Consider the following 22,420-nt stretch of genomic DNA (forward strand, 5'->3'; position numbering starts at 1 on the left):
TCTATAAAATTATAGACTTTTTTTTATATTATATATTTTTTATTCTATCTTCAAATATATCAAGTGCTGTTTCAACTACTGCATCTATATTATAATATTTATACTGTGCTAGTCTACCAACAAAAATAACATTGTCTAATTTATCAGCTTCTTGCTTATACTTATTATATTGATCCATAGCTTCTTTTTGCGGTACTGGATAATAAGGTTCTCCATCCCATTTTGGATATTCCCTTGCTATAGTTGTCTTATGATTTAATTGACCAGTTAGTTTTTTATACTCAGTAATTCTTGTAAAATCATAATCATTAGGATAATTTATAACAGATTCATCTTGATAAGATTCTGTATCAATAGTTTCTAATTCAAACTCCAAACTCCTGTATTTAAGCTTATCATATTTATAATCAAAGAAATAGTCTATAGGACCAGTATATATTAATTTATCATATTTTAGATCACTTATTATATCTTTATAATCTGTATTTAGCATTATATGTATTTTAGGGTTATTTGACATATTCTCGCACATTTTTGTATAACCATATTTCGGCATACCTTGATATTTATCCGCAAAATATCTAGTATCTCTATTTGTTCTTACTGGAATTCTAGATATAACTGATTTATCTAATTCATTTGGATATACATCCCATTGTTTCTTTGTATAATGTTTAAAGAATTTTTCATATATCTCATTTCCTGCCTTACTCAATACAACATCTTCAGAATTTTTTATTTCTTCAATTTCTAAAGATTTATCTCTTAAGTATTGTTCTACTTCATTAGTTGAAAGATTTAAATTATAAAGAGCATTTATAGTCTCACAACTAATTGGCATAGGTATATTATTTCCATCTATATATGATAATACTCTATGTTGATAGTAATTCCACTTAGTAAACTTACTTAGGTAATCCCATACTTTTTTAGAGTTTGTGTGGAATATATGTGGTCCATATTTATGTATCATGATTCCTTCTTCATTATAGTAATCATAACAGTTTCCACCTATATGGTTTCTCTTTTCTATAATTAAAACATGCTCATCCATTTCATTTGCTATTCGATTTGCTATTGTTAATCCCGCAAGACCAGCTCCAACAATAATATATTTAAATTTCATAACTATACCTCCTTGTTATTTTTTATGTCTTCTTCTATTTTCTTCATTGCTCTTTTTATAAAGTATCCTTTTGAAACCTTATGTCTCAAATCATTTATATTCCTTGCCATATCTGAGTAATCCTCTTCTCCTAAAGCATCAATCTTATATTGTAAATCATTTAGACTTTCAACACTTATTCCTATATTATGCATCTCAACAAATTTAGATATAGCTGCCTGTTTCCATACAATAACTGGTATACCAGAAGCTATATATAACGAAAGCTTATGTGGATTATTATACTTTGTATACTCTCCAATTATTCCTGTGCAAGTATCTAAACTTTCTCCATCCCATATTAATCCAAAGCTTTCATTTAGCACACTAGTTAGTTGTTCAGGAGTACATATACCCTTATATTCTACATTACCACATTGATAATTTTCATGACTATAGTTAGGTCCATATAAGTTAAACTTTAGCCCTTTAATTTGTAGTTTATTCATATCGTATATAAATCTACTTTTATTTTTATCTAAGTTTCCAGCAAAAGCTACAGTCTTAGTATTTGACTCTATATTATGCTTTTCTTCAATTTCATCTGATTTATAGTCAAATACATCTAAGTCAATAGTCTTAGATTTTAGCCCATTGTCTTTTAACCATCTTGACATAACTGAGTTATGAGCTATAACATAGTCAAATTTATTTAATTCGGTAATTTCTTTTCTTACATTTTCATCATAATCATCTTTTCCATTGTGGAATCTAATACTATATAAGTCATGAATTACTGCAACCAAATTCACACTTTTCTTTTCTTTAAGCTTGTCTATATACACACTTTCTATAGTTTCCTTAGTTTTACCATATGTAATTGGATGGTTTAGTACTACTATAGAGTTATCCTTAAACAAATATTTATACTTGTTCCATTTATATAAAATATGAATTAATTTTATATATTTATTACTATTATCATCTACAATAAATAGTTTTTTATAATCTATTTCATCAAGAAAATCTTCAACATCAAATACAGCTTTAGATCCAGCGTGGTTTGAATTGACTCTTTCACCATGTAGCGATAATACGTATTTATTAATATTATTCATTGATATTTTCCCTTCGTGAGTTATTATTTTATATAATATTTATTTTTTACTTTATGTATAATAATAACATACTTAGATATTTTATGTAAATATAGTAGAGATTATAAAAAAGCCCTTTGAAATATCTATACTTTACTGATACTTCAAAGGACTTTTTTATTTATACTTAAGTGTCTTACCTAACTTTAACTTGATTATACCAACCATAATTGTTTTTAATCCAATCAGACTTTTCATATGCTTGACTCTTACTATTAAAATCTCCTGTAACAAGTCTATAATTATAAACAAATTCACCAGTTTCTTCTGCTCTAGTCCACCAACCAAACTTTGAATTTATTGTATTCATTGCATTTTTTACTGATGCTTCACCCATAAATCCACCAGTAACCACTCTATACTTACCTGGGTTTGATGTAGGCTCATATTTTGACCACCATCCCATAGTGTCACTTAAATCCTGAACTGCTTTTTTTGCCATCTCTAAATTATTAAACTCTCCAGTTACAATTCTATATATTGGAGTAGTACTATAGTTTACATTAGCATCTCCTACAGATTCATATTTAACCCACCATCCAGTTTTTGACTGTATTTTCTGTAATGCAGATTTTACTTGTTCTTCTCCTGTGAATGTACCTGTAACGACTCTAAATTTACCAGGACTTCCTGTTGGTTCATATTTCGACCACCAACCGCCTATTCTTTGTAGTTCGCTTACTGCATTTCTTGCTTGTTCTTCACTACCAAATTCACCAGTTACAATCCTATATTGAGTATTATCTAATGATATTTTTTTATGCTCTAAATACCAACCAGTCGCTTTTCCTAATGCATTTTTTGCGTCTAATACACTTTGTTCACCTGGAAAACTAAACATGTCTATGTAATATTTATTTGTATCAGGCACTAAATCGTTATAATATTTTTGAACCTTAGATACAAATGAATTCCATCCATTATCTCTTCCTAATATCTTAGCTGGACAGTTTTTCCCCGAAAAATCTTTATGCATTCTTAAGCTACTAACAGGTAAATTTAGTTCGTGTAGAAGTTGAGCTGCTAGTTTTGCTCCGTTTTCTTCAGCTGCCATATAGTTTCCATCAGAGTTTTCACATATTTCTATACCTATACTACTTCTATTACCAGGACCACTTCCATCACCAGCGTGGTATCCTATTTCATTCATAGGTAAACTTTGGTATATTTCTTTGTCATCCGCTGTGAAATGCCATGATGTATAGCTACCTCCATTGATTGAATTATTGTATAGTAAGTTTGCATGAGCACTGGCATTAGCTCCTTTACCAGTATTTGCCGTATTATGTATTGTTATATACTTCGGCTTCATAGGATTTGCTGGTCTTACGTTATTACTAATTTTTGCTAGCTTAACTTTTAGAGGAACTCCTAATATGTTAGTTTTATCCATAGTTGACACGCTATTTGGGAATTTTCCATTTTCAGTATAGAACCATCCTGATACATTTCCATTATCAATATAGAACCAATCCCCTGCCTTATTTTTTATAGAGTATGTACCTACAGGTATCTGCACTTCTGTTTTAAATATATCAAAAGGCTTACTATGTAAATTTAAAGTAGTACTAGTCGTAAATTGTTCATTATTCATATTTTCTATTTCTCTTAGCTGTACATTATCATCTTTATATATCCATTTATAACCTGCATATGTATCTATATAGAAATAGTTTCCTTTTCTTTTTGTTGCTACTAGCATTTGTGGTTCTAGTTCTCCAACAACTTGAGATGAAGTCGATGGAGTATTATACATTTTTATATTTACATTATTATATAGATAAAATGTAGCATTTTTTTCATATGAATTAAACACATATGGCATTGGAGCATCACCTTGTTCCTGCGTTTGCTCTATATCTATTATATGATTTCTTCCATCCTCTAGATCAAAATCTGCATATGCAGATATATTACTCGAAATTACCATTCCTATGGTTAAAACACTTGCAAATATCTTTTTTATAAATTTCACTGTCTCAATCTCCCTTTTAAAATTTTTATTATCTTTCTTTAACTTCTACATACCATCCATACTTATGTCTAACCCAGGAAGCTTTTTCTTCTGCTACTAGTTTGTTAACAAAATCGCCTGTTACTAGTCTATAGTTATCCACAAATTCACCTGTTTCTTCATGAACTGCCCACCAATTAAACTTACTTCTAATAGTATCTACTGCTATTTGTACTGATTCCTCCCCTGTGAATCCACCAGTTACAATTCTATATTTTCCTGGGTCTTTACTAGGCTCATATTTTGCCCACCATCCTGTTAAATTCATCAGTTCTTCAAGCGCATTGCTAGCACTACTCTCATTGTTAAAGTCACCAGTTACAATTCTATATATTGGTGTAGTACTTACAGATACATTTGTTTCACCAATGCTTTCATATGTTACCCACCACCCCATAGAATTTTTGACTAGCTTTACGGCTGATTCTACACTTGATTTGCTATTAAATTCTCCAGTTACAATTCTATACTTACCATTTGTATCTGTAGTCTCATACGTTACCCACCATCCAGTCATATCTGTAAGTTTTTTAACAGCATCTTTTACACTTTCTTCACTATTAAATTCTCCTGTAACCAATCTATATTTAGAATTATCAACTGTAATTTTCTTATAATCTACATACCATCCTGTTTCATTTTTCAAAGCATTCATTGCATTTTTAGCACTTTGTTCTCCAAAGAAAGTATTTATATCTAAGAAATGTTTGTTATTATTTACCTGGTCGCTAACTATTGATGGATCACTTTCATTATGAGCTCTATCAACTGATGTTATCGCATATACATATTTATCATTACTATTTATGTTAATGTCCTTATATTCGGATTTTTGACCTACACTTGGAACTGTTGTTAAGATTTTACTCGGATCATCTATATTTATTGATTCTCCATCTTTAAATCTATAGATGACGTAATATCTAGTATCATCAGATACTCTATTTATTATAATTTCATTTGAATTAGATACTCTGTTTATTATAATATTCGGAGATTTAGGTGGTACGCTATCTTTCCAATTCATTACTTTAGGTAGTGCAGGATATTTATATATTTGGCTTAAACTATCTCTAACTCCAGCAAAATTATTTCGTATATCCTTTAAGCTATAATGTATACTACCTGACACATTTGAGTTACTTTTATTCAAATTTACCTGAGGTATTATTTGAGATGCTACAGATTCCTTATATATTCCTTGTGAAATATATAAGTGAGTATTTTTGCCTTGAACTTCATTGCCCCACCAAGGTACAAGTTTAGAATAGTCAGCTGCTTTATTGCCAATTTCCCAATACAATTGCGGTGATACATAATCTATCCACCCATTGTTTATCCATGTTCTCGTGTCCGCGTATATATCATAATAACTTTGTCCTCCAGATGTTTCAGATCCAGTGGGATCACTAGATGCATTTTTCCATATCCCTCTTGGACTTATACCAAATTTGACATATGGTTTTATATTATTTATAGAAGTTCTCACATCTTTAACCAGCTTATTTACACTATCGCGTCTGAAATCATCTAGACTTAGTCCATTAGAGTATTGTTGATATGCATCTTGATCTGCAAAATCTTTTGATGGATAAAAGTAATCATCAAATACAATTCCATCTACATCATAATTTTTCACAACTTCATCTATGCTTCCTACTATATAATCTCTTACTTGAGGTAATCCTGGATTGTAAAATAGCCCATATATCGGATTTCCATACTTATCCTCTCCTGATTTACTTTCAACTACCCAGGAAGGATTTTGCTTTGCCTTATTATCATTTGATAATACATCTAGGTTAGTTCCACTAGTTGTTATTCTATATGGATTAAACCATGCATGTAATTCTAGATTTCTTTTATGAGCCTCTTCTATCATAAATTCTAATGGATCATATCCAGGGTCTTTTCCTTGTGAACCTGTCAATACATCTGACCATGGATTTATTTCTGATTTATATAATGCATCTCCTTTTGGTCTAACTTGAACTATTACAGTATTAAATCCTAATTTTTTAACCTCATCTAATATATCTATGAAGTCTTGCTTTTGCGCTTGAGCATTATTTTTATGTTTGGAATTTGGCCAATCTATGTTATGTACAGATGATATCCAAACCGCTCTAGTTTCTCTTTTACTAACTGATGATACGTCTGCTTCTGCTATATTACTATTGCTTAATATAATAAATATAGTTATCATCATCATAATTATTTTTTTCATTAATTCCCCCCATATAATTACTAAATACAACATATATGATACTATATATTACTTTTTTTTTCTACTAATAGTATATTTTTATAACAATTCATCTATTTTTTATACATATTACTATCTAAATTAACAAAATAAAAGGAGATGATTTTTCATCTCCTTTTATTTTTATTTATTTTTTTAACTTTTTCTTAATTGTATCTAATACCATACTTACTTCATCTATTTTCATAAATAATACAACAATACTATACGAAACAACTCCTAATGTAATTGAAGTTAATAAAGATATAGCTTCATTAATAAATCCTTCTCCTAATAAAGTACTCATGCCTTTATATACAAACCACGTAATAACCCCCATTATTAAAGATGCTATAAGTGATTTTATCGTTGTCTTAGCTATCTTATCTTGTCCATAGTATCCCACTTTTTTCTTTAAGTTTTTAAATAGTAGTAAAATACAAATAATAGCTGATGTACTAGTAGCAAGAGGTAACCCTGCATATCCTATTAGCTTAGCAAATACAATATTTAATATTATATTTATTCCAACTGCTAGTGCACCATTTATCATAGGTGACTTAGTATCTTGTAGTGAATAGAATACCTTACTTAAGATATCTCTAAGTCCAAATGCAGTCATTCCAATTGAATACATTATAAGTGATATGGATGTAAGCTGCGTTGCATAGGCATCAAATTCCCCTCTTTCAAATACCAACCTAACCACAGGTTTTGCTAGGACTATAGCGCCTATAGATATTGGTATCATTAGCAGTATAACGCTGTTTACACTAGTTGACACTGCACCAATAAACTTTTCGTTATTCTTATCTGCAGATAATCTAGATAACATTGGATAAATTACAGATGCTACTGAGGTAATAAAGAGTCCCTGCACAAATCCATTTAGTCTATTTGCATAATTAAGCGCTGGTATAATTTCAGTACCTATCGCTGAGGCTACACTTCTATCCACTATAATATTAACTTGATTTACAGCTACACCAATAAAAATCGGTGCAATTAACCATATCATTTTTTTTATGTGTTCATCATTCATTTTTATATATGGTTTGTACTTATAGCTCATTTTGTATGCAAATGGTACTTGGAATAGAAACTGACTAGCCATTGCAAATAATGTTCCATATGCTAATATATCAATATTTCCACTTGCACTTAAAATTATCGAAATTATTATGATAATATTATATGGAAATCCAATTAAACCAGGAACTGTAAAATTACTTTTAGCTTGTAAATATGCCGTCATGACATTACTTAGTCCAATAAATACCATACCAAAAATCATTATCCTAGAGAATCTAACTGTTGTATATAGTATTTCTCCCTCAAACTTAAACGCAAATAACTTAACTAAAGGTTCAGCAAATATAAATCCTAATATAGACAGTATTAATCCTAATACAATAACTACGTTACATACATTGCTCGTAAATTTATTAGAAATTTCTTTACCCTTTGATGAATCTACTTCCATATATATAGGTATAAATGTAGTTGCTATCGCGGTTCCTACTGCCGCAAAAATTACAAGTGGTATATTCATTGCTGTTATATATGCAGATGCATAGTCACCAATTCCATAGTAATATCCTAATACTTGTTCTCTAGCAAATCCTAATAACTTAGACGCCATCGTGACTATCATTAATCCCAGTGCTGCTTTAGCTGTTTTGCTCATATTTTCACTCCTATAACCTAATCTTTAATTAATATTTTTATCCTCTTGTCTTTACATAACTTGAAAAAGATTGATAAAGTTGTATTAATATCCATTTTATCAATCTTTTTTATTATATCTATTTATTAAGTTTTATATAATTATTCTTCATATCCATTTTTATTATTACTTTGCCATCTCCAAGAGTCTTCACACATTTCATCAATGCCATACTTAGCTTCCCAATTAAGCTCTTTCCTAGCCTTAGAAGGATCTGCATAGCACATAGCAATATCTCCTGGTCTTCTATCAACTATTTTATATGGTATTTCCTTTCCACTAGCCTTTGCAAAAGCTTTAACTAAGTCAAGTACACTATACCCATTTCCAGTACCTAAGTTATAAGTAACTAACCCCGTATGTGACTCAAGCTTTTCAAGTGCTTTAAGATGTCCATTTGCTAAATCTTCAACATGTATATAGTCTCTTACACCTGTACCGTCAGGTGTATTATAATCATCCCCAAATACACTTAAACATTCCAATTGGCCTACTGCTACCTTAGTTATATAAGGCATTAAGTTGTTCGGTATACCACTTGGCTCCTCTCCTATTCTACCACTCTTATGTGCTCCTACTGGATTGAAGTATCTAAGTATAGCTACATCTAAGCTATCATCAGCTTTACACATATCTCTCAGCATATCCTCTATCATAAGCTTTGTTGCACCATAAGGATTTGTAGTTGATAATGGAAAATCTTCTAATATCGGGCAAGTGTGTGGATCTCCATAAACTGTAGCTGATGAACTAAATACAAATTTCTTAACATCATACTTTTTCATTACCTGTAGTAATACTAAGGTATTTATCAAGTTATTGCTATAATACTCTAATGGTTTGTCAACAGACTCTCCAACTGCTTTAAGTGCTGCAAAGTGTATAACTGAATCTATTTTATTTTCTTTGAATACAACTTCTAAGTCATTACCATTAGTTATATCTATTTCATAAAATTTTGTTTTTTTACCTGATAATTCTTCTATTCTATCTATTACTATCTTATTACTATTACAAAGATTATCTACTATAACTACCTCATACCCTGCTTCCAAAAGCTGTATAGAGGTATGGCTGCCTATATATCCAGCTCCTCCACTTACTAAAACTGCCATATTATAACCCCTTCTTTCCTTTATTTTTATTTATAAATTATGATTAATTAACCACTTTTTGTAATATTTATACTAATATTTTACAATATAATTATACTACTTGTCAAAATTTCAAATTATTTATATGAATATATTAGTATTCCTCAATTTTAGAGTATATATAATATTTTTTAATACTTAGTTTCAGTATTAACTATTTACAAAATAATATTACTGAAAAACTTTTAAGTAGTATTTTTTCTATAAATACTACACCTAATCTAAACTATGGCATCTAGATTTCCAAATTACCCATAGCTAGCATAAAAATCTAACCTACAGAAATATTATTCTTCAATAAAAAAACCTCAAGTTTAGGAAAATAGTAAGTTATAACATATCTATAAATCATGTAAATTATAATAAAAAAACACTAGCTAGAAAGCTAGTGTTTACGTCTATTATAATAAGCAAATCTATAAGCGGAGTTCTGTATTAGATAATCATCTGTCTAGGCCTATCGTCACCAATAGGCTCAAGCGACCTACCTACCGGAGGGTACGAGCAGCACCCTTTTTATCCTATCTTGGTCTTGCTCCGGGTGGGGTTTACACAGCATGCTAGTCATCTAGCATCTGGTGAGCTCTTACCTCGCCTTTTCATCCTTACCTTCTTAAAAAGAAGGCGGTAATTTTCTGTTGCACTTTCCTTAGGATCGCTCCCACTAGGCGTTACCTAGCACCCTTGCTCTATGGAGCTCCGACTTTCCTCACGTAGCAAATGCTACCCGCGATTATCTGACTTACTTAATATATTCAATTGACTTTACCTATATTATCACAAATATATATTCATGTCAAATTATTGGCACTGTATATTTTTTCATCATCTGGAAATAAATCAAATATAAATTTATTAAAAGTAGAAAGGAGGTTGATATAGTGAAATTTCAAAAAAAATCTATTCTAGTGTGTATACTTTTAGTGGCTACCTCTACTGCTATTTTTAAAGGTGCAAGTATTATAAACAACTATACTCCTAATAAAGTTAAAGATGAATCCTATGTATCAAACAGTATTAATGATAAAAATAGTAATTTTAGCAATAAATATAATTCTAAGTCAACTAAAGATAATAAAGATAATACGATAGTATCAAATGAACAAGATGTATTTAGTAGTGATTATGATCTTTTGGTTTTATCTAACAACTACAATGCAGTAGTTTCTCTTGATTTAGATGCTAATAAAATAGAAATAGAGCTACTAAAGGATAAGTCCGATATAAAAGCTGCATCTTCTGATACAGATAATTATATAAATCTATCCAAAAGCGATATGGATGTTATAGGAGAGACTTTAAAGCAGCTAAGCTCAGAATTTAAAACTACTGGGTTGGTTAAGAATTACCAACTTATAACTGATACTCTTAAAAATTGTGATACAGATATAACTGATAGTGATTTACTAACCCTTGGATTTAGCTTACTTCAGGCTAAGATAAATTAGCTTAGATATTGATTTTACGTTTTCAAAAACTTATATACATAATAAAGCCTTACACCTAAAAATATCTTAAATTAATATTTTTAGATGTAAGGCTAATTGGTCATTATTTAATTATTTATATATTTTTCATATACTTCTGTAAAATCTTTTTTGTTATAAGTTTTTCTTAAAGCTTCCATCCAATCTAAGTTGAAATTAGTTAGATCATGAGCTATAGTACTTATATTTGATCCATCAATATGGCATCTTGATATTGCATCGTTAGCCATTTTAAGTCCATTAGTTCCATCTTCTAAAAGTCTATAATTTGATTTTTGCATCCTGCTTATCTCAACTAATGTTTTATAAAGATCTTTTAACTCTTCTAGTTGTCTTTTATCAACATCTATACTGAAGCTTCTTTCTCCAAAACTAAACTTTATCTCTACATCAGCATCTATAGTTCCAGCTGTTTCTAAAGTTACGTTACTTACTCTTTCATAGCAAAATTCATGTCTTACTACTGTTCTTTTTTTGCTAATAGCACTAGTTCCATCTACATGTAGTAATCCTTGGTTTGTAAATACATACTCATCAGTTTTGGATTTTATCACGAAGAATATTTTTTCTCCATCCTCGTGCATTATATAATCATCACCATCTACTTTATCAAAATCCTTCGGTGATATTATTTTCCCTATATCCGATATTCCAAGTGTATCAGCTGCTATTTTCCCAAATAAGTTTCCTGCCATATGTATTCTCCTTTTTTAAGATTTACTTAAGATATTATATTTTAAAAATATTAGTAAATTGAGTTAGTAAGCTAAAGATTAATATATTATCGTAATTTATTAATATAAGTCTACTATATGTAGTATTATATCACTTCATATAGTAGACTTATTAATTATTTTCTACTACGTATTATGCTAAGAACATTATATTTAACACATTAGGATAATACGCTACTTAATAGTTTACATAATGCTATTTATTTCAATATTACAGCTTTATATTTTGCCACCAATCCTTATTATCTAAATACCATTTAATAGTCTGTTCTATTCCTGTTTCAAAATTGTACTCTGCTTTCCACCCAAGTTCATTTTCTAGTTTACTGGCATCTATTGCATATCTTAAATCATGCCCTGGTCTATCTTTTACATACATTATTAGACTCTCTGGTTTGTTTAAATCTTTTAATATTGTTTTTACTACTTCTATATTAGTTTTTTCATTATGTCCACCTATATTATACACTTCTCCAACTTTCCCCTTATGTATTATAAGGTCTATAGCACTACAGTGGTCATATACATGTAGCCAGTCTCTTATGTTTTGTCCATCTCCATACACTGGTATAAATTGATTCTTTGAAGCTCTTGATATTATAAGAGGTATTAGTTTTTCTGGAAAATGGTATGGACCGTAGTTGTTTGAGCATCTAGATATAGTTGTTGGAAGTCCAAATGTTCTATTGTATGCTGACACTAAAAAATCTGCACTTGCTTTTGATGCAGAGTAAGGAGAGCTTGGATTTAGTGGTGTGTCTTCTGTGAAAAATAAATCACTTCTATCTAATGGTAAGTCTCCATACACCTCATCTGTAGATACTTGATGATATCTTTCTACTTCATATTCTTTTGATGCATCTAGTAATACCTGTGTTCCTACTACATTGGTAGTTATAAATATGCCTGGATCTTCTACTGATCTATCTACATGAGATTCTGCTGCAAAGTTTACTATTATATTGAATTTTTCTTCTTCAAATAAATTAAATATAAATTCTCTATCTGCGATATCTCCTTCTACAAATTTATAATTAGGATAATTTACTATATCATTTAAACTATTTAAGTTTGCTGCATAAGTTAATTTATCTAGGTTAACAATCATATAATCTTTATATTTTTTAACCATATGTCTTACAAAGTTACTACCTATAAATCCTGCACCACCTGTAATTAGTATTTTTTTCATATATTATTCTCCTCCCTATATTTAATTGAGATTACTTTTTCACTTAGTTAATACATTAGTTTTATCTCTATTTATATTCTATGTATGCATAAAAAAAGGATTACAAAAGTAACCCTTTTAATTTATATCTTATTATATTTATACTACTTTACTACAGTCTTTAAATATTCCATTAAACCATCTTTAAGTTCATCTCTCTTAAGTGCATAGTCTATAGTAGCTTCTAAAAAACCTAACTTATCACCTACATCGTATCTTCTTCCTTCAAAATTATAAGCGTATATTGCTTCTTGATGACCTAAAGTCTTAAGAGCATCTGTAAGTTGGATTTCTCCACCTTTACCTGGAGCTTGATTTTCTAATATATCAAATATAGCTGGAGTTATTATATATCTTCCTAGTATAGCTATTTGAGATGGAGCTTCTTCTACCTTTGGCTTTTCAACCATGTCTTTTACCTTGTATACTCTATCTTCTATATGCTTCACATCTAATATTCCGTACTTATCTGTATCTTCTTTAGCAACTTTTTGTACTCCTAATACTGAAGTCTTATACTCATCATATGCATTTATAAGTTGCTTTAAACATGGTGTTTCACTGTCTACTATATCATCTCCAAGAAGTACTGCAAAAGGTTCATCTCCTATAAAGCTCTTAGCACAGTGAATAGCATGTCCTAGTCCTTTTGGTTCTTTTTGTCTTATAAAATGTATGTTAACCATGTTAGATATGTCCCTTACCATTTCTAACATTTCTTTCTTATTTTTAGATTCTAATTCTAACTCTAGTTCTACAGAACGATCAAAATGGTCTTCTATAGATTTTTTGTTTCTTCCTGTTACTACTAATATTTCTTCTATACCAGATGCTATTGCTTCTTCTATTATATACTGAAGTGTTGGCTTATCTACTATTGGAAGCATTTCCTTTGGTTGTGATTTAGTAGCTGGCAAAAATCTTGTCCCTAACCCAGCCGCCGGTATTATGGCTTTTCTTACTGTTTTTTTCATGATTTATCTCCCTATCTATGTTTAAATTCATTTATAAGCATATTACTATATACTTTATTATATCAGTTTTTTTACAAATAATTCTACGGCAGTGTCTATGTTACTTTATTAAATAGAATATTATTTTATCATATATACTATAATTTTTATACTTTTTATATGATTTTGTAATATCTTTAATTAACATATAAAAAGAGTAGCTGTAATAGATAAATCTATTACAGCTACTCTTTATTTTATAAATAAAATACATATTTACATTGTTTAAAATTATAATTTAATCTATTATAAAAAGTCATTATCTAAGTTTTATATTATAGGGATATGAGTATAGAAACTTAGATAATGAGCTAATTACCGTAACTTACATTTTATCCATAAACTTTAGAACCTAATCTATTTACTTTAATTTCAACATTTCGCTTCTTACATATCTGACTAATAATATTACCTACAGATTCATCTATATCACATATATCCTTCATAGATTTTTCACTATTTATAATCATAGGCTTACTATTAATATACCTGTAATTTATTATATCAGATATAATCTCTAATTCTATATCGCTTACATTAAATCTAAATAAATCATCTAATATAAGTACCTGTGCTTCTTTATATCTATCAATTGCATTTATATAATCTTCTCTTTTTTTAATACTTCGCTTTAATATTTTCATGTCATCTACACAAGACATATAAACAACGTATATACCTCTATTTATAAGATTATTTGCAATTGCCAAAGACAAATGAGTCTTTCCACAACCTTCTGATCCCATAAATATTATGGAATTATTTTTAGTATTTTTTATACTATTAAAATATTTTGCATAGTTTTTAGCAGTATTAAAAGCATCCATAATTTGCAAATCATAAGCATAATTAAAATTATCAAAGCTTTTATTTACAAGTTCTCCACTTATACCACTACTTGCATATATATTTTCAGTGTCTTTTTCTTCTTTGCACTTACATGGTATTACTTCCTTACCTTCAATAATAAAAGTTAAATCTTTGCACTTGCTGCACTTATATCTATGAGATAAGTAGCTTTTATTTTCGTCTGAGCTATTTTTTGATTGGCTTTGTATAAACTGATTTATTCTCTCTTTAAACTGTGGTGACAGGTTTAGCTCCATTACTATCGCCCCCCTTTTGCATCCCTTATAACATTTAAGTCATTTTTAGATTTAACATCATTTAAATCTTTTGATTTTATAAATGTACTTTATTTTAGTAATTAAACAGCCACTTTGATATTGTATTAAACTACTAGTTAATTTATGACTATAATTTTGTATTTCTTCTGTTTATAAGTTAACAGACTATATATATTCTTCTTTTTCTCCCCCTTATCCTCTTACTTTTTTTCTTCTTTTTCTCCTATTATTTTTATATACAACTTCACTTAAGTAAGTTTCATGTACACTACTTCATATACTATAGAATAAAAAGAGTTGCCTCCTTAGATTATACTTAATCATTAAGAGGCAACTCTTCACTACAAATTTACTTGAATATTAATTTATATTTATTATTCACTTATCTTTTCGATGTAATTGCAATTTACTTCAATATGATTTAAAAATAGCAACAGCCTCTCATACAATGGATGTGATTCTTTCCCATATTTCAAATCCAATACTTCCCCCAAATCTTTAACCGTTTTCTCACCATCTATTTGTGAGAATATATAACTACTATATTTATCAAGCTCCACCTTTTTATACATAGGAATTTTAAATTTCAACTTCCTAAAAAACTGCTGAACTTTGTGATCTTGCTTTTCAAGTATTGTAACTATACCCTTTTTATCTATCTCATACTCAACATTATCACAGATTTTAAATATCATATTTAAAACAGCTTCATTATTCATTTTTCTTTACCTTAGATTTTATAATAGGAAGTGTTGAAAGTACTACTAATACTAATAATAAGCATATTGCCATACCATTACCTGCTGCAAATCCACTTGGAGTACCTACTTTTATAACATTTAATACTTGTAATACTATTCCTATTAAACCTATTATAGATCCACCAGCAACAAGACCTGAAGATAAACTTATACCATTAGATACTTTAACTTCTTTGTCTTTATCGCTCTTAGAAGTTTTTTCTACAAATACACGAATTAATGCTCCAGCTAATATTATTGATGTAGTTGCTATTGGTAAATAGAATCCTATTGCAACTGTCATTATAGGTAAGTTTAAGAAGTATAAAACTATTGCCATAAATACTCCTACGATAATCATAACCCAAGGTAATTTACCTGACATAATACCAGATGTTAAAGTTGACATTAAGTTAGCTTGAGGAAGTGCAAATTGAACATTGTCTCCAGTAGCTGCTAATTGGTCAGATAGTAATAATATTGTCGCTATAACTACTACTACCCCTACTATACCTGCAAGTGTGAAATAACGTTGCATTTCATTTTTGCTACCACCTATTATATAAGTTACTTTTTGAGATTGGGTATATCCACCTGCCATTGCTATTGCAACAACTATAAATGTACCAAATAAAAGAAGTGATTTGTTATCTGCTTGGCTACTCCATCCCATTGATACAAATACTAATGTTACTATAACTAATGAAGCTATTGTCATACCAGATACTGGAAGGTTAGATGTTCCTATTGTACCTGTAAGACGTCCTGCTACTATAACAAATAATAATGATAATAATAGTGAAATTATTGCTCCAACTATTGCCATCATAAAGTTTCCAGAAATTAAAAATGCTGCTATAAATCCAACTACTATACCACCTAGTAATATTAACATTTGAATTGATGATCCACCTTCACCATTTGCTGAGCTTGATTTAGCTTTTACTGTTTCTTTAACTGAAGCTATTATAGTTGGTATAAGTTTTACTGCACCTATAATACCACCACAAAGCATCATACCAGCACCTATATATTTTACATAGTTACTAGATATTTCACTTACTGTCATTTGGTTCATAGCAAGTGATGGGTCATTCCAAACTTTAGCTCCTTCACCAGCAAGATCAGTAAAGTATCCTATTAAAGGTGTAATACCAAAGCTTGATAAAATTGATCCTGCAAACATTGTAAGTGCAACTTCAAGACCTACTATAAATCCTATACCTAAAAGAAGAGGATTTACCTCCATATCAAATTTCCATTTATAAAATTTATTTCCAACAAAGCTAATTACATTGTTTGCTACATTAAAAAATGATCCTGTAAGTAAAGTAATAAATCCACCTATTCCAAATCCCATTCCCATGTATTTTATAGCTTCTCCACCAGTGTCTGATGCTACTAATGTTTCTGATATTGCCATGGATTCTGGATACATAAGCTTACCATGTTCCTCAATGATTAAGTAATTATGAACAAGTGATGCACAACCAATACCAAATAGTACTCCACCTATTCCTACTGCTACACCTTCAAAAAATGAAATCTGACTACCAATTAAAATTATTGCAGGAAGTACGAATATGATACCACTGGCAACTGATTCACCACCACTTGACATACCTTGGATAATATTTTTACCAAGTATTCCTTTCCCACGAGCAAATGCTCCTACAAATGCCGAACCAAGTATAGCTCCTGGTATACCTGCTGCTACCGTAAGACCAGCTTTCATACCAGAGTATGCTGTCGATGCCGCAAATACTGCAGCTAGAATAAGACCAATTATTAATATTGCAAGGTTTCCACCAGACTTGTTTTTGTCTGTGATATAAGGAACATAATCTTTTCCAGCTACTCCACCATATGCCCCCTTAGGTAATTTCTTGTTCATTTAAACTTACCCCCTTTTTATTTAGATACTTAATCTTATTCATCAAAAATAAAAATATATCTATATTTGTAAAATAGTACAAGCAGGGTTTGTAAATCGATATAATCATAACAAATATTTTGTAGTCTATACTTTTAAATTTTACTTGCAATTGCTTTCATGGTATTTTGTAAATTCAGTACTCCGTATCCTTGTGAGCTGTTTGGGTAAGTATATATTTCGTTTTGTGTTGCTCCAAGCATTAAGTAGGTTTTTAAAACCTTGGTAAATAGTAATTTTCTCATAGTAGGACCTTGCTGATATATATATTCCATAAGCAACGCTATAACGCCACAAGTTAGAGAACTACTCACACCTGTACCAGTAGAAGTTGTATATCCTTGATTTATAAATGTTGATATAATGTCAACGCCTGCCGCTACAATATCTGGCTTTACCCCTCTTCCCTTTATCGGTCCTTTTGAAGAACCAATCCACATACTACGTGTTTTATCATTATATGCACCAACTGTTATTACACTTTCTGTTGCGCCATACAGTGTTATGGTTGCAAATGAATTTGGATCTAAAAACCTTGTATTTTCAGGTATTAAATTTTGGTTTGGAAGATAGATATCATATTCACCACTTATTAAAACTTCTGGAAATAACCTTAAGGTCCAGATTCCTGGCTTTATATTAATAATTCTCATAAGTAATTCTTCATTTCCAGATAATAGCCAAGGATAAGAATATCTCATCTCATATGGAGAATCCTCCAAAATAAACTTACCATAGTATTCATCATTTTCAGGCTCATAAGTTGCATGATAACTCATTTCCCCAGATGGAGATATTATTGCTGCTCCAATTTTATCTGGTCCATTACTTGCAATTGAAATATCTAAAAGCTTTTGAAGTCCTACTTCTATTACAATATCGTGTGGTGATTTTTTATCTTTAAAGACTCCTTCATAATGAATATCCGTATTTCCTTCATTTCCAGCTCCGCTGACCACAATCACACCTGGATTTTTAAGTTCTTCAAATGTATCTAATAAGTTAGTTAATACATATGCCCTTGATTTTTCAGCTATAGACAAATTTACTACAAGAAACTTTTTTTCTTTTTTATATACATCTATAACATATTTTATCCCTGCCAAGAAATCTGTATTATAATAGTTTATTTTTCCCTCTTCAAATAATCCCTCATATTCTCTAAGCTTAACAACAACTAACTCACTCTTAGTCGCTACTCCCTTATACAAAGCATTTTTTCTTCCATTTCCTGACGCTATTCCTGCTGCTATAGTACCTGTTCCAGTATTGTCACGACTTAATGTGCTGTCTTTTTCTTTAATAGCTTTATTTATTTCTTCTCTTGTAATCTCACTTCCAAATATCATCCCTTCTGGAGGAGTTCCTTTACTACTACTCTGATCCCAGATTGAGATTATCTTACTGGTATTATCATCATTTATAAAATCTGGGTGCAAATAATCTATTCCTGAATCTATTATTGCAATCATTATTCCTTCTCCTGATACAGATATATATGGGTTGTCATAGATATAATTAGTTCCAGAGGCATTTGTTACAGTTTCTCCACCTTCCAATATACGGTTTATCTCTATCATCGAGCTCATAGGTCTTGCCTCTTGCCACCATGTTACTTGTTTTATTTTATCTAATATATTTTCATTAAATTTTTTATCAGCATATATTAGAGCTAAGGTTTGATTTAATATTATATAATTATTAATACCATTATCTTTTAATGCAGTTGCAATATCTCCTATATACGTTATAGGATATGATAACTCCATAAAATCCCCCCTATGTAAGTTGATCAAATACGCTCTTTATATTTAACATTCCATATCCGTAGTTATTATTTGGATAATTTATATTATCTAGCCTTATTGCTCCTAACCTAAAGTATGACCTTATTAATTGAGTAAAAGCCTTATCAACATATAAATCATTAACTAATACATATTGCATAAAAAGTGCCGCACATCCAGATGTATAATCACTAGCTGCTGAAGTACCTGTTATAGTTGCATAGCCCCCACCTGGATAACTTCCTATTATATCTACACCCGGTGCAACTAAATCCGGTTTTAAAAGTCCCGATACAGTTGGTCCTCTTGATGAGTTTTGCCACAAACTGTTGTCTTTGCTATTATAAGCTCCTACTGTAATAGTATCATCATAATTTCCCGGATAAGTTATAGTACTATATGGGTTAGATTGCCTAAATATTGTCCCAGGCTTTAGAAGTGCACGATTTGGCAAATACATATTATATATACCATTAGTTATATTATCTCCCCTTAATCTTATTTTCCATATACCTTTTTTAACATTCCTTAGTAAGATTATTGTATGTTGCTGACCTGATGTAATAGTTGGATATATGTAATTTATTGAGTATGGCGTAGCTGCATAATCAAACACTGAAGATGTACTATTATAATCTGCTACATCCAAAACCTTACTCTCATTACCTGATGGTGATACTACTGATACTCTAGCAGTATCTGGCTTATCTAGCCATACATCTATTTCAAGATACGCTTCATCCTCTGCTAATTCTAGTTCTACATCTTGAATATCTTCACTTGATATTAGCACTCCACTTGCATGAGTCTGAGCGTTGAATTCATTTCCAGCACTTGATACTATACATAATCCTCTAGTATAAAATGGCTGGCTAGTTATAGTTCTGCTACTTACCCCAGCAAGGCTTGTAGTTCCCACAGTATTATCAATAATTAATGGAATATTATCTTCATATGCTTTTCTGTATGCATATTCATATGCCACAGAAACCATTGCATTATTATAATATCCATCAATCTTTCCAATCTTTATAATTATTAACTCTGCTTCTTCTGCTACACCCTTGTATTGACTATTTACATTACCAAGGCCTGCACATATTCCAGCAGACATAGTACCATAACCCTCTTCATCAGTTGATAGGCTAGCATCCTTTTGGGCTATTGCCTTATTGATTTGCTCTTTAGTATATTCAGTGCCTATATAATATCCTTTTGGTGGACTTCCTTCTTTGGTTTGGTCCCATAGATAAAGTATTTTCGATGTTCCATCTGGGTATATAAAGTCTGGATGTAAGTAATCTATACCACTACTTACTATAGCAATAGCTACTCCTCTTCCAGTTAAAGATATATTGGGATTATTTTTAAAAAAATTCACACCTATTTCTTCGTTTGCATTTACACCATTTGAAGTTGAGGTAGTTATATTCCCTAGTATTTCCATCCAAGTTAAAGGTTCAAACCTTAATACTTCGGGTATAGATACTATCTCTTTCATCTGGCTTATATCTCCATCATTGAAAACTAAAGTTCCAAAATCATCACTTAACTTATAAAAGTTGTAATTAGTAATATTCTTACTTAAGCGCTCCTCAAAGCCAGGTTCAAATACTATGTTTACTCCAATCCTTATAGGGCTTACTCTAGTTTTGTATTTTAGTTCATTATTTTCTTTTGTTAGGTATATATCTATAGCTCCATCTATAATCTTTTTTGGTATAAGTACTATTTGCCAAGTACCTGTTGTTATAAAGTTATCTGTTTTTAATTTTAGGTTTATTCTTCTTTTTAGAGAGTCTGAGTCTATAGGATAAAAATATCCTTTTATTTTTGTACCTTCTATTATATTTTTTACTTTTCTTGATGCTAAGGATACTGTTTGTGTTGGTCTATTTGATGGGTCTACTAGATATACGTCAAATTCATCTATAGGGTTTTGCCATATATCTATATTTATTTCTGATTCATTGTTTTCTACTAAAAAATCTACTTTTATAACTTTATTTGATATTTTAAGTTGTTTATAAAAACTGTTTTCTTTATTGTTTATTTGGTTTTGATTTATAACAATCCCCCCCAATATACTCTTGTACTGCATCTTTCCAACTTCTAAGTGGCTTAAATCCTGATTGTATTAGTTTTTCTTTGCTCATTTTGCTATTCATTGGCCTTGTTGCGTTGCTTGGATATTCAGAAGTTAGTATTGGTTTTAATTCAATATCAATATTAGCTACATCAAAAATGTGTTTTGCAAATTCATACCAAGTGCAATACCCTTCATTTGTAGCATGATATATACCGTATTTATCAGTTTCTAGCATATCTACAAGTAAAGGTGCTAGGTCTTTTGTGTAGGTTGGTGATCCTATTTGATCATTTATTACACTTATTTTGTCTTTATTTTTAGATAGATTAAGCATAGTATCTATGAAGTTTTTTCCATTCTCTCCAAATACCCATGATATTCGTACTATATAATATTTTTCTAGCAATGATTGAACATAAAGCTCCCCTTCGTACTTTGTTTTTCCATAAATATTTATAGGATTAGCTAAGTCATCTTCTACATACTCGCCTTCTTTACTTCCATCAAATATATAATCTGTACTTATATATATCATAGGTATATCTAGATTTTTGCACATGCTTGCAATAGTCTTTACAGATGTAGAATTTATTTTTCTACATATATGTTCATTATCTTCAGCAGGATCTACTGCTGTATAAGCTGCACAGTGAATTATCCAATCTGGTTTATGTGAGTTTATACAAGTTTTTATTTGTTCTTCACATGTTAAATCCATTTCATCTATGTCTACGCCTATTGCTTCGTAGTTTCTTTTGTTTAATTCCTTTATCACATCATATCCAAGTTGACCTTTAATTCCAGTAACTAATATCTTCATATTTAATCTCCTCGATATATCTTAATATTTGATAAAACTATACTTATGCATAAGCTCA

General features: G+C 30.1%; 16 protein-coding genes and 1 other RNA gene. 1 reads left to right on the forward strand and 16 read right to left on the reverse strand.

All coding sequences use genetic code 11. From position 1 onward, the window contains the following. Positions 1-28 precede the first annotated feature (28 nt). The 7 genes from glf to rnpB form a co-directional block, all read right to left on the reverse strand. Positions 29-1,126: a UDP-galactopyranose mutase gene (gene glf / locus CHL78_RS09270; protein WP_094366148.1), complete on the reverse strand. Its 1,098-nt coding sequence runs from the start codon at positions 1,124-1,126 to the stop codon at positions 29-31. Positions 1,127-1,128: 2 nt separating this feature from the next. Then, a complete protein-coding gene (locus tag CHL78_RS09275) occupies positions 1,129-2,223 on the reverse strand; it encodes a hypothetical protein (RefSeq protein WP_094366146.1) in 1,095 nt (364 codons plus the stop codon). Between the two features lie 175 nt (positions 2,224-2,398). Continuing rightward, the gene (locus CHL78_RS09280) at positions 2,399-4,237 is read right to left on the reverse strand and encodes an N-acetylmuramoyl-L-alanine amidase (RefSeq protein WP_094366144.1); all 1,839 of its coding nucleotides are present in this window, start codon (positions 4,235-4,237) and stop codon (positions 2,399-2,401) included. Between the two features lie 28 nt (positions 4,238-4,265). After that, entirely contained in the window at positions 4,266-6,503 is a 2,238-nt protein-coding gene (locus CHL78_RS09285; RefSeq protein WP_094366142.1) for a family 10 glycosylhydrolase, read from the reverse strand. Between the two features lie 166 nt (positions 6,504-6,669). Continuing rightward, positions 6,670-8,208 (reverse strand): murein biosynthesis integral membrane protein MurJ, encoded by a 1,539-nt coding sequence (gene murJ, locus CHL78_RS09290; protein WP_094366140.1) that lies wholly within the window; start codon positions 8,206-8,208, stop codon positions 6,670-6,672. A 140-nt stretch (positions 8,209-8,348) separates the two neighbouring features. After that, entirely contained in the window at positions 8,349-9,362 is a 1,014-nt protein-coding gene (galE, locus tag CHL78_RS09295) for a UDP-glucose 4-epimerase GalE (RefSeq protein WP_094366138.1), read from the reverse strand. A gap of 442 nt (positions 9,363-9,804) precedes the next feature. Continuing rightward, positions 9,805-10,150: RNase P RNA component class A (rnpB, locus tag CHL78_RS09300), an RNA gene on the reverse strand. 132 nt (positions 10,151-10,282) lie between these two features. Between rnpB and CHL78_RS09305 the strand changes: the two genes are divergently transcribed. Then, positions 10,283-10,849, forward strand: coding sequence for a hypothetical protein (locus CHL78_RS09305; protein WP_094366136.1), 567 nt, complete (start codon positions 10,283-10,285; stop codon positions 10,847-10,849). A 107-nt stretch (positions 10,850-10,956) separates the two neighbouring features. Here the strand turns inward: CHL78_RS09305 and CHL78_RS09310 are convergent, their stop codons facing one another. From CHL78_RS09310 to rfbD, 9 genes are all read right to left on the reverse strand, one after another. Beyond that, on the reverse strand, positions 10,957-11,583 hold the full coding sequence (locus CHL78_RS09310; protein ID WP_094366134.1) for a PH domain-containing protein: 627 nt from the start codon (positions 11,581-11,583) through the stop codon (positions 10,957-10,959). Between the two features lie 250 nt (positions 11,584-11,833). Continuing rightward, positions 11,834-12,814, reverse strand: a complete 981-nt coding sequence (rfbB, locus tag CHL78_RS09315; protein WP_094366132.1) for a dTDP-glucose 4,6-dehydratase — start codon at positions 12,812-12,814, stop codon at positions 11,834-11,836. 143 nt (positions 12,815-12,957) lie between these two features. Continuing rightward, on the reverse strand, positions 12,958-13,827 hold the full coding sequence (galU, locus tag CHL78_RS09320) for a UTP--glucose-1-phosphate uridylyltransferase GalU (protein ID WP_094369209.1): 870 nt from the start codon (positions 13,825-13,827) through the stop codon (positions 12,958-12,960). A 371-nt stretch (positions 13,828-14,198) separates the two neighbouring features. Beyond that, a complete protein-coding gene (locus tag CHL78_RS09325) occupies positions 14,199-14,972 on the reverse strand; it encodes an ATP-binding protein (RefSeq protein ID WP_094369210.1) in 774 nt (257 codons plus the stop codon). A 395-nt stretch (positions 14,973-15,367) separates the two neighbouring features. Further along, on the reverse strand, positions 15,368-15,712 hold the full coding sequence (locus CHL78_RS09330) for a PqqD family protein (RefSeq protein WP_094369211.1): 345 nt from the start codon (positions 15,710-15,712) through the stop codon (positions 15,368-15,370). Further along, positions 15,705-17,627 (reverse strand): OPT family oligopeptide transporter, encoded by a 1,923-nt coding sequence (locus CHL78_RS09335; protein WP_094369212.1) that lies wholly within the window; start codon positions 17,625-17,627, stop codon positions 15,705-15,707. The genes CHL78_RS09330 and CHL78_RS09335 overlap by 8 nt, the downstream gene beginning before the upstream one ends. Positions 17,628-17,761: 134 nt before the next feature. Next, positions 17,762-19,435 (reverse strand): bile acid germinant receptor pseudoprotease CspC, encoded by a 1,674-nt coding sequence (cspC, locus tag CHL78_RS09340; RefSeq protein WP_094369213.1) that lies wholly within the window; start codon positions 19,433-19,435, stop codon positions 17,762-17,764. 10 nt (positions 19,436-19,445) lie between these two features. After that, on the reverse strand, positions 19,446-21,554 hold the full coding sequence (locus CHL78_RS09345; RefSeq protein ID WP_094369214.1) for a S8 family serine peptidase: 2,109 nt from the start codon (positions 21,552-21,554) through the stop codon (positions 19,446-19,448). After that, positions 21,496-22,362 (reverse strand): dTDP-4-dehydrorhamnose reductase, encoded by an 867-nt coding sequence (rfbD, locus tag CHL78_RS09350; protein ID WP_094369215.1) that lies wholly within the window; start codon positions 22,360-22,362, stop codon positions 21,496-21,498. The genes CHL78_RS09345 and rfbD overlap by 59 nt, the downstream gene beginning before the upstream one ends. Between the last annotated feature and the right edge of the window lie 58 nt (positions 22,363-22,420).

Origin of the sequence: Romboutsia weinsteinii, from assembly GCF_002250835.2 — a bacterium.
GTDB lineage: Bacteria > Bacillota > Clostridia > Peptostreptococcales > Peptostreptococcaceae > Romboutsia_A > Romboutsia_A weinsteinii.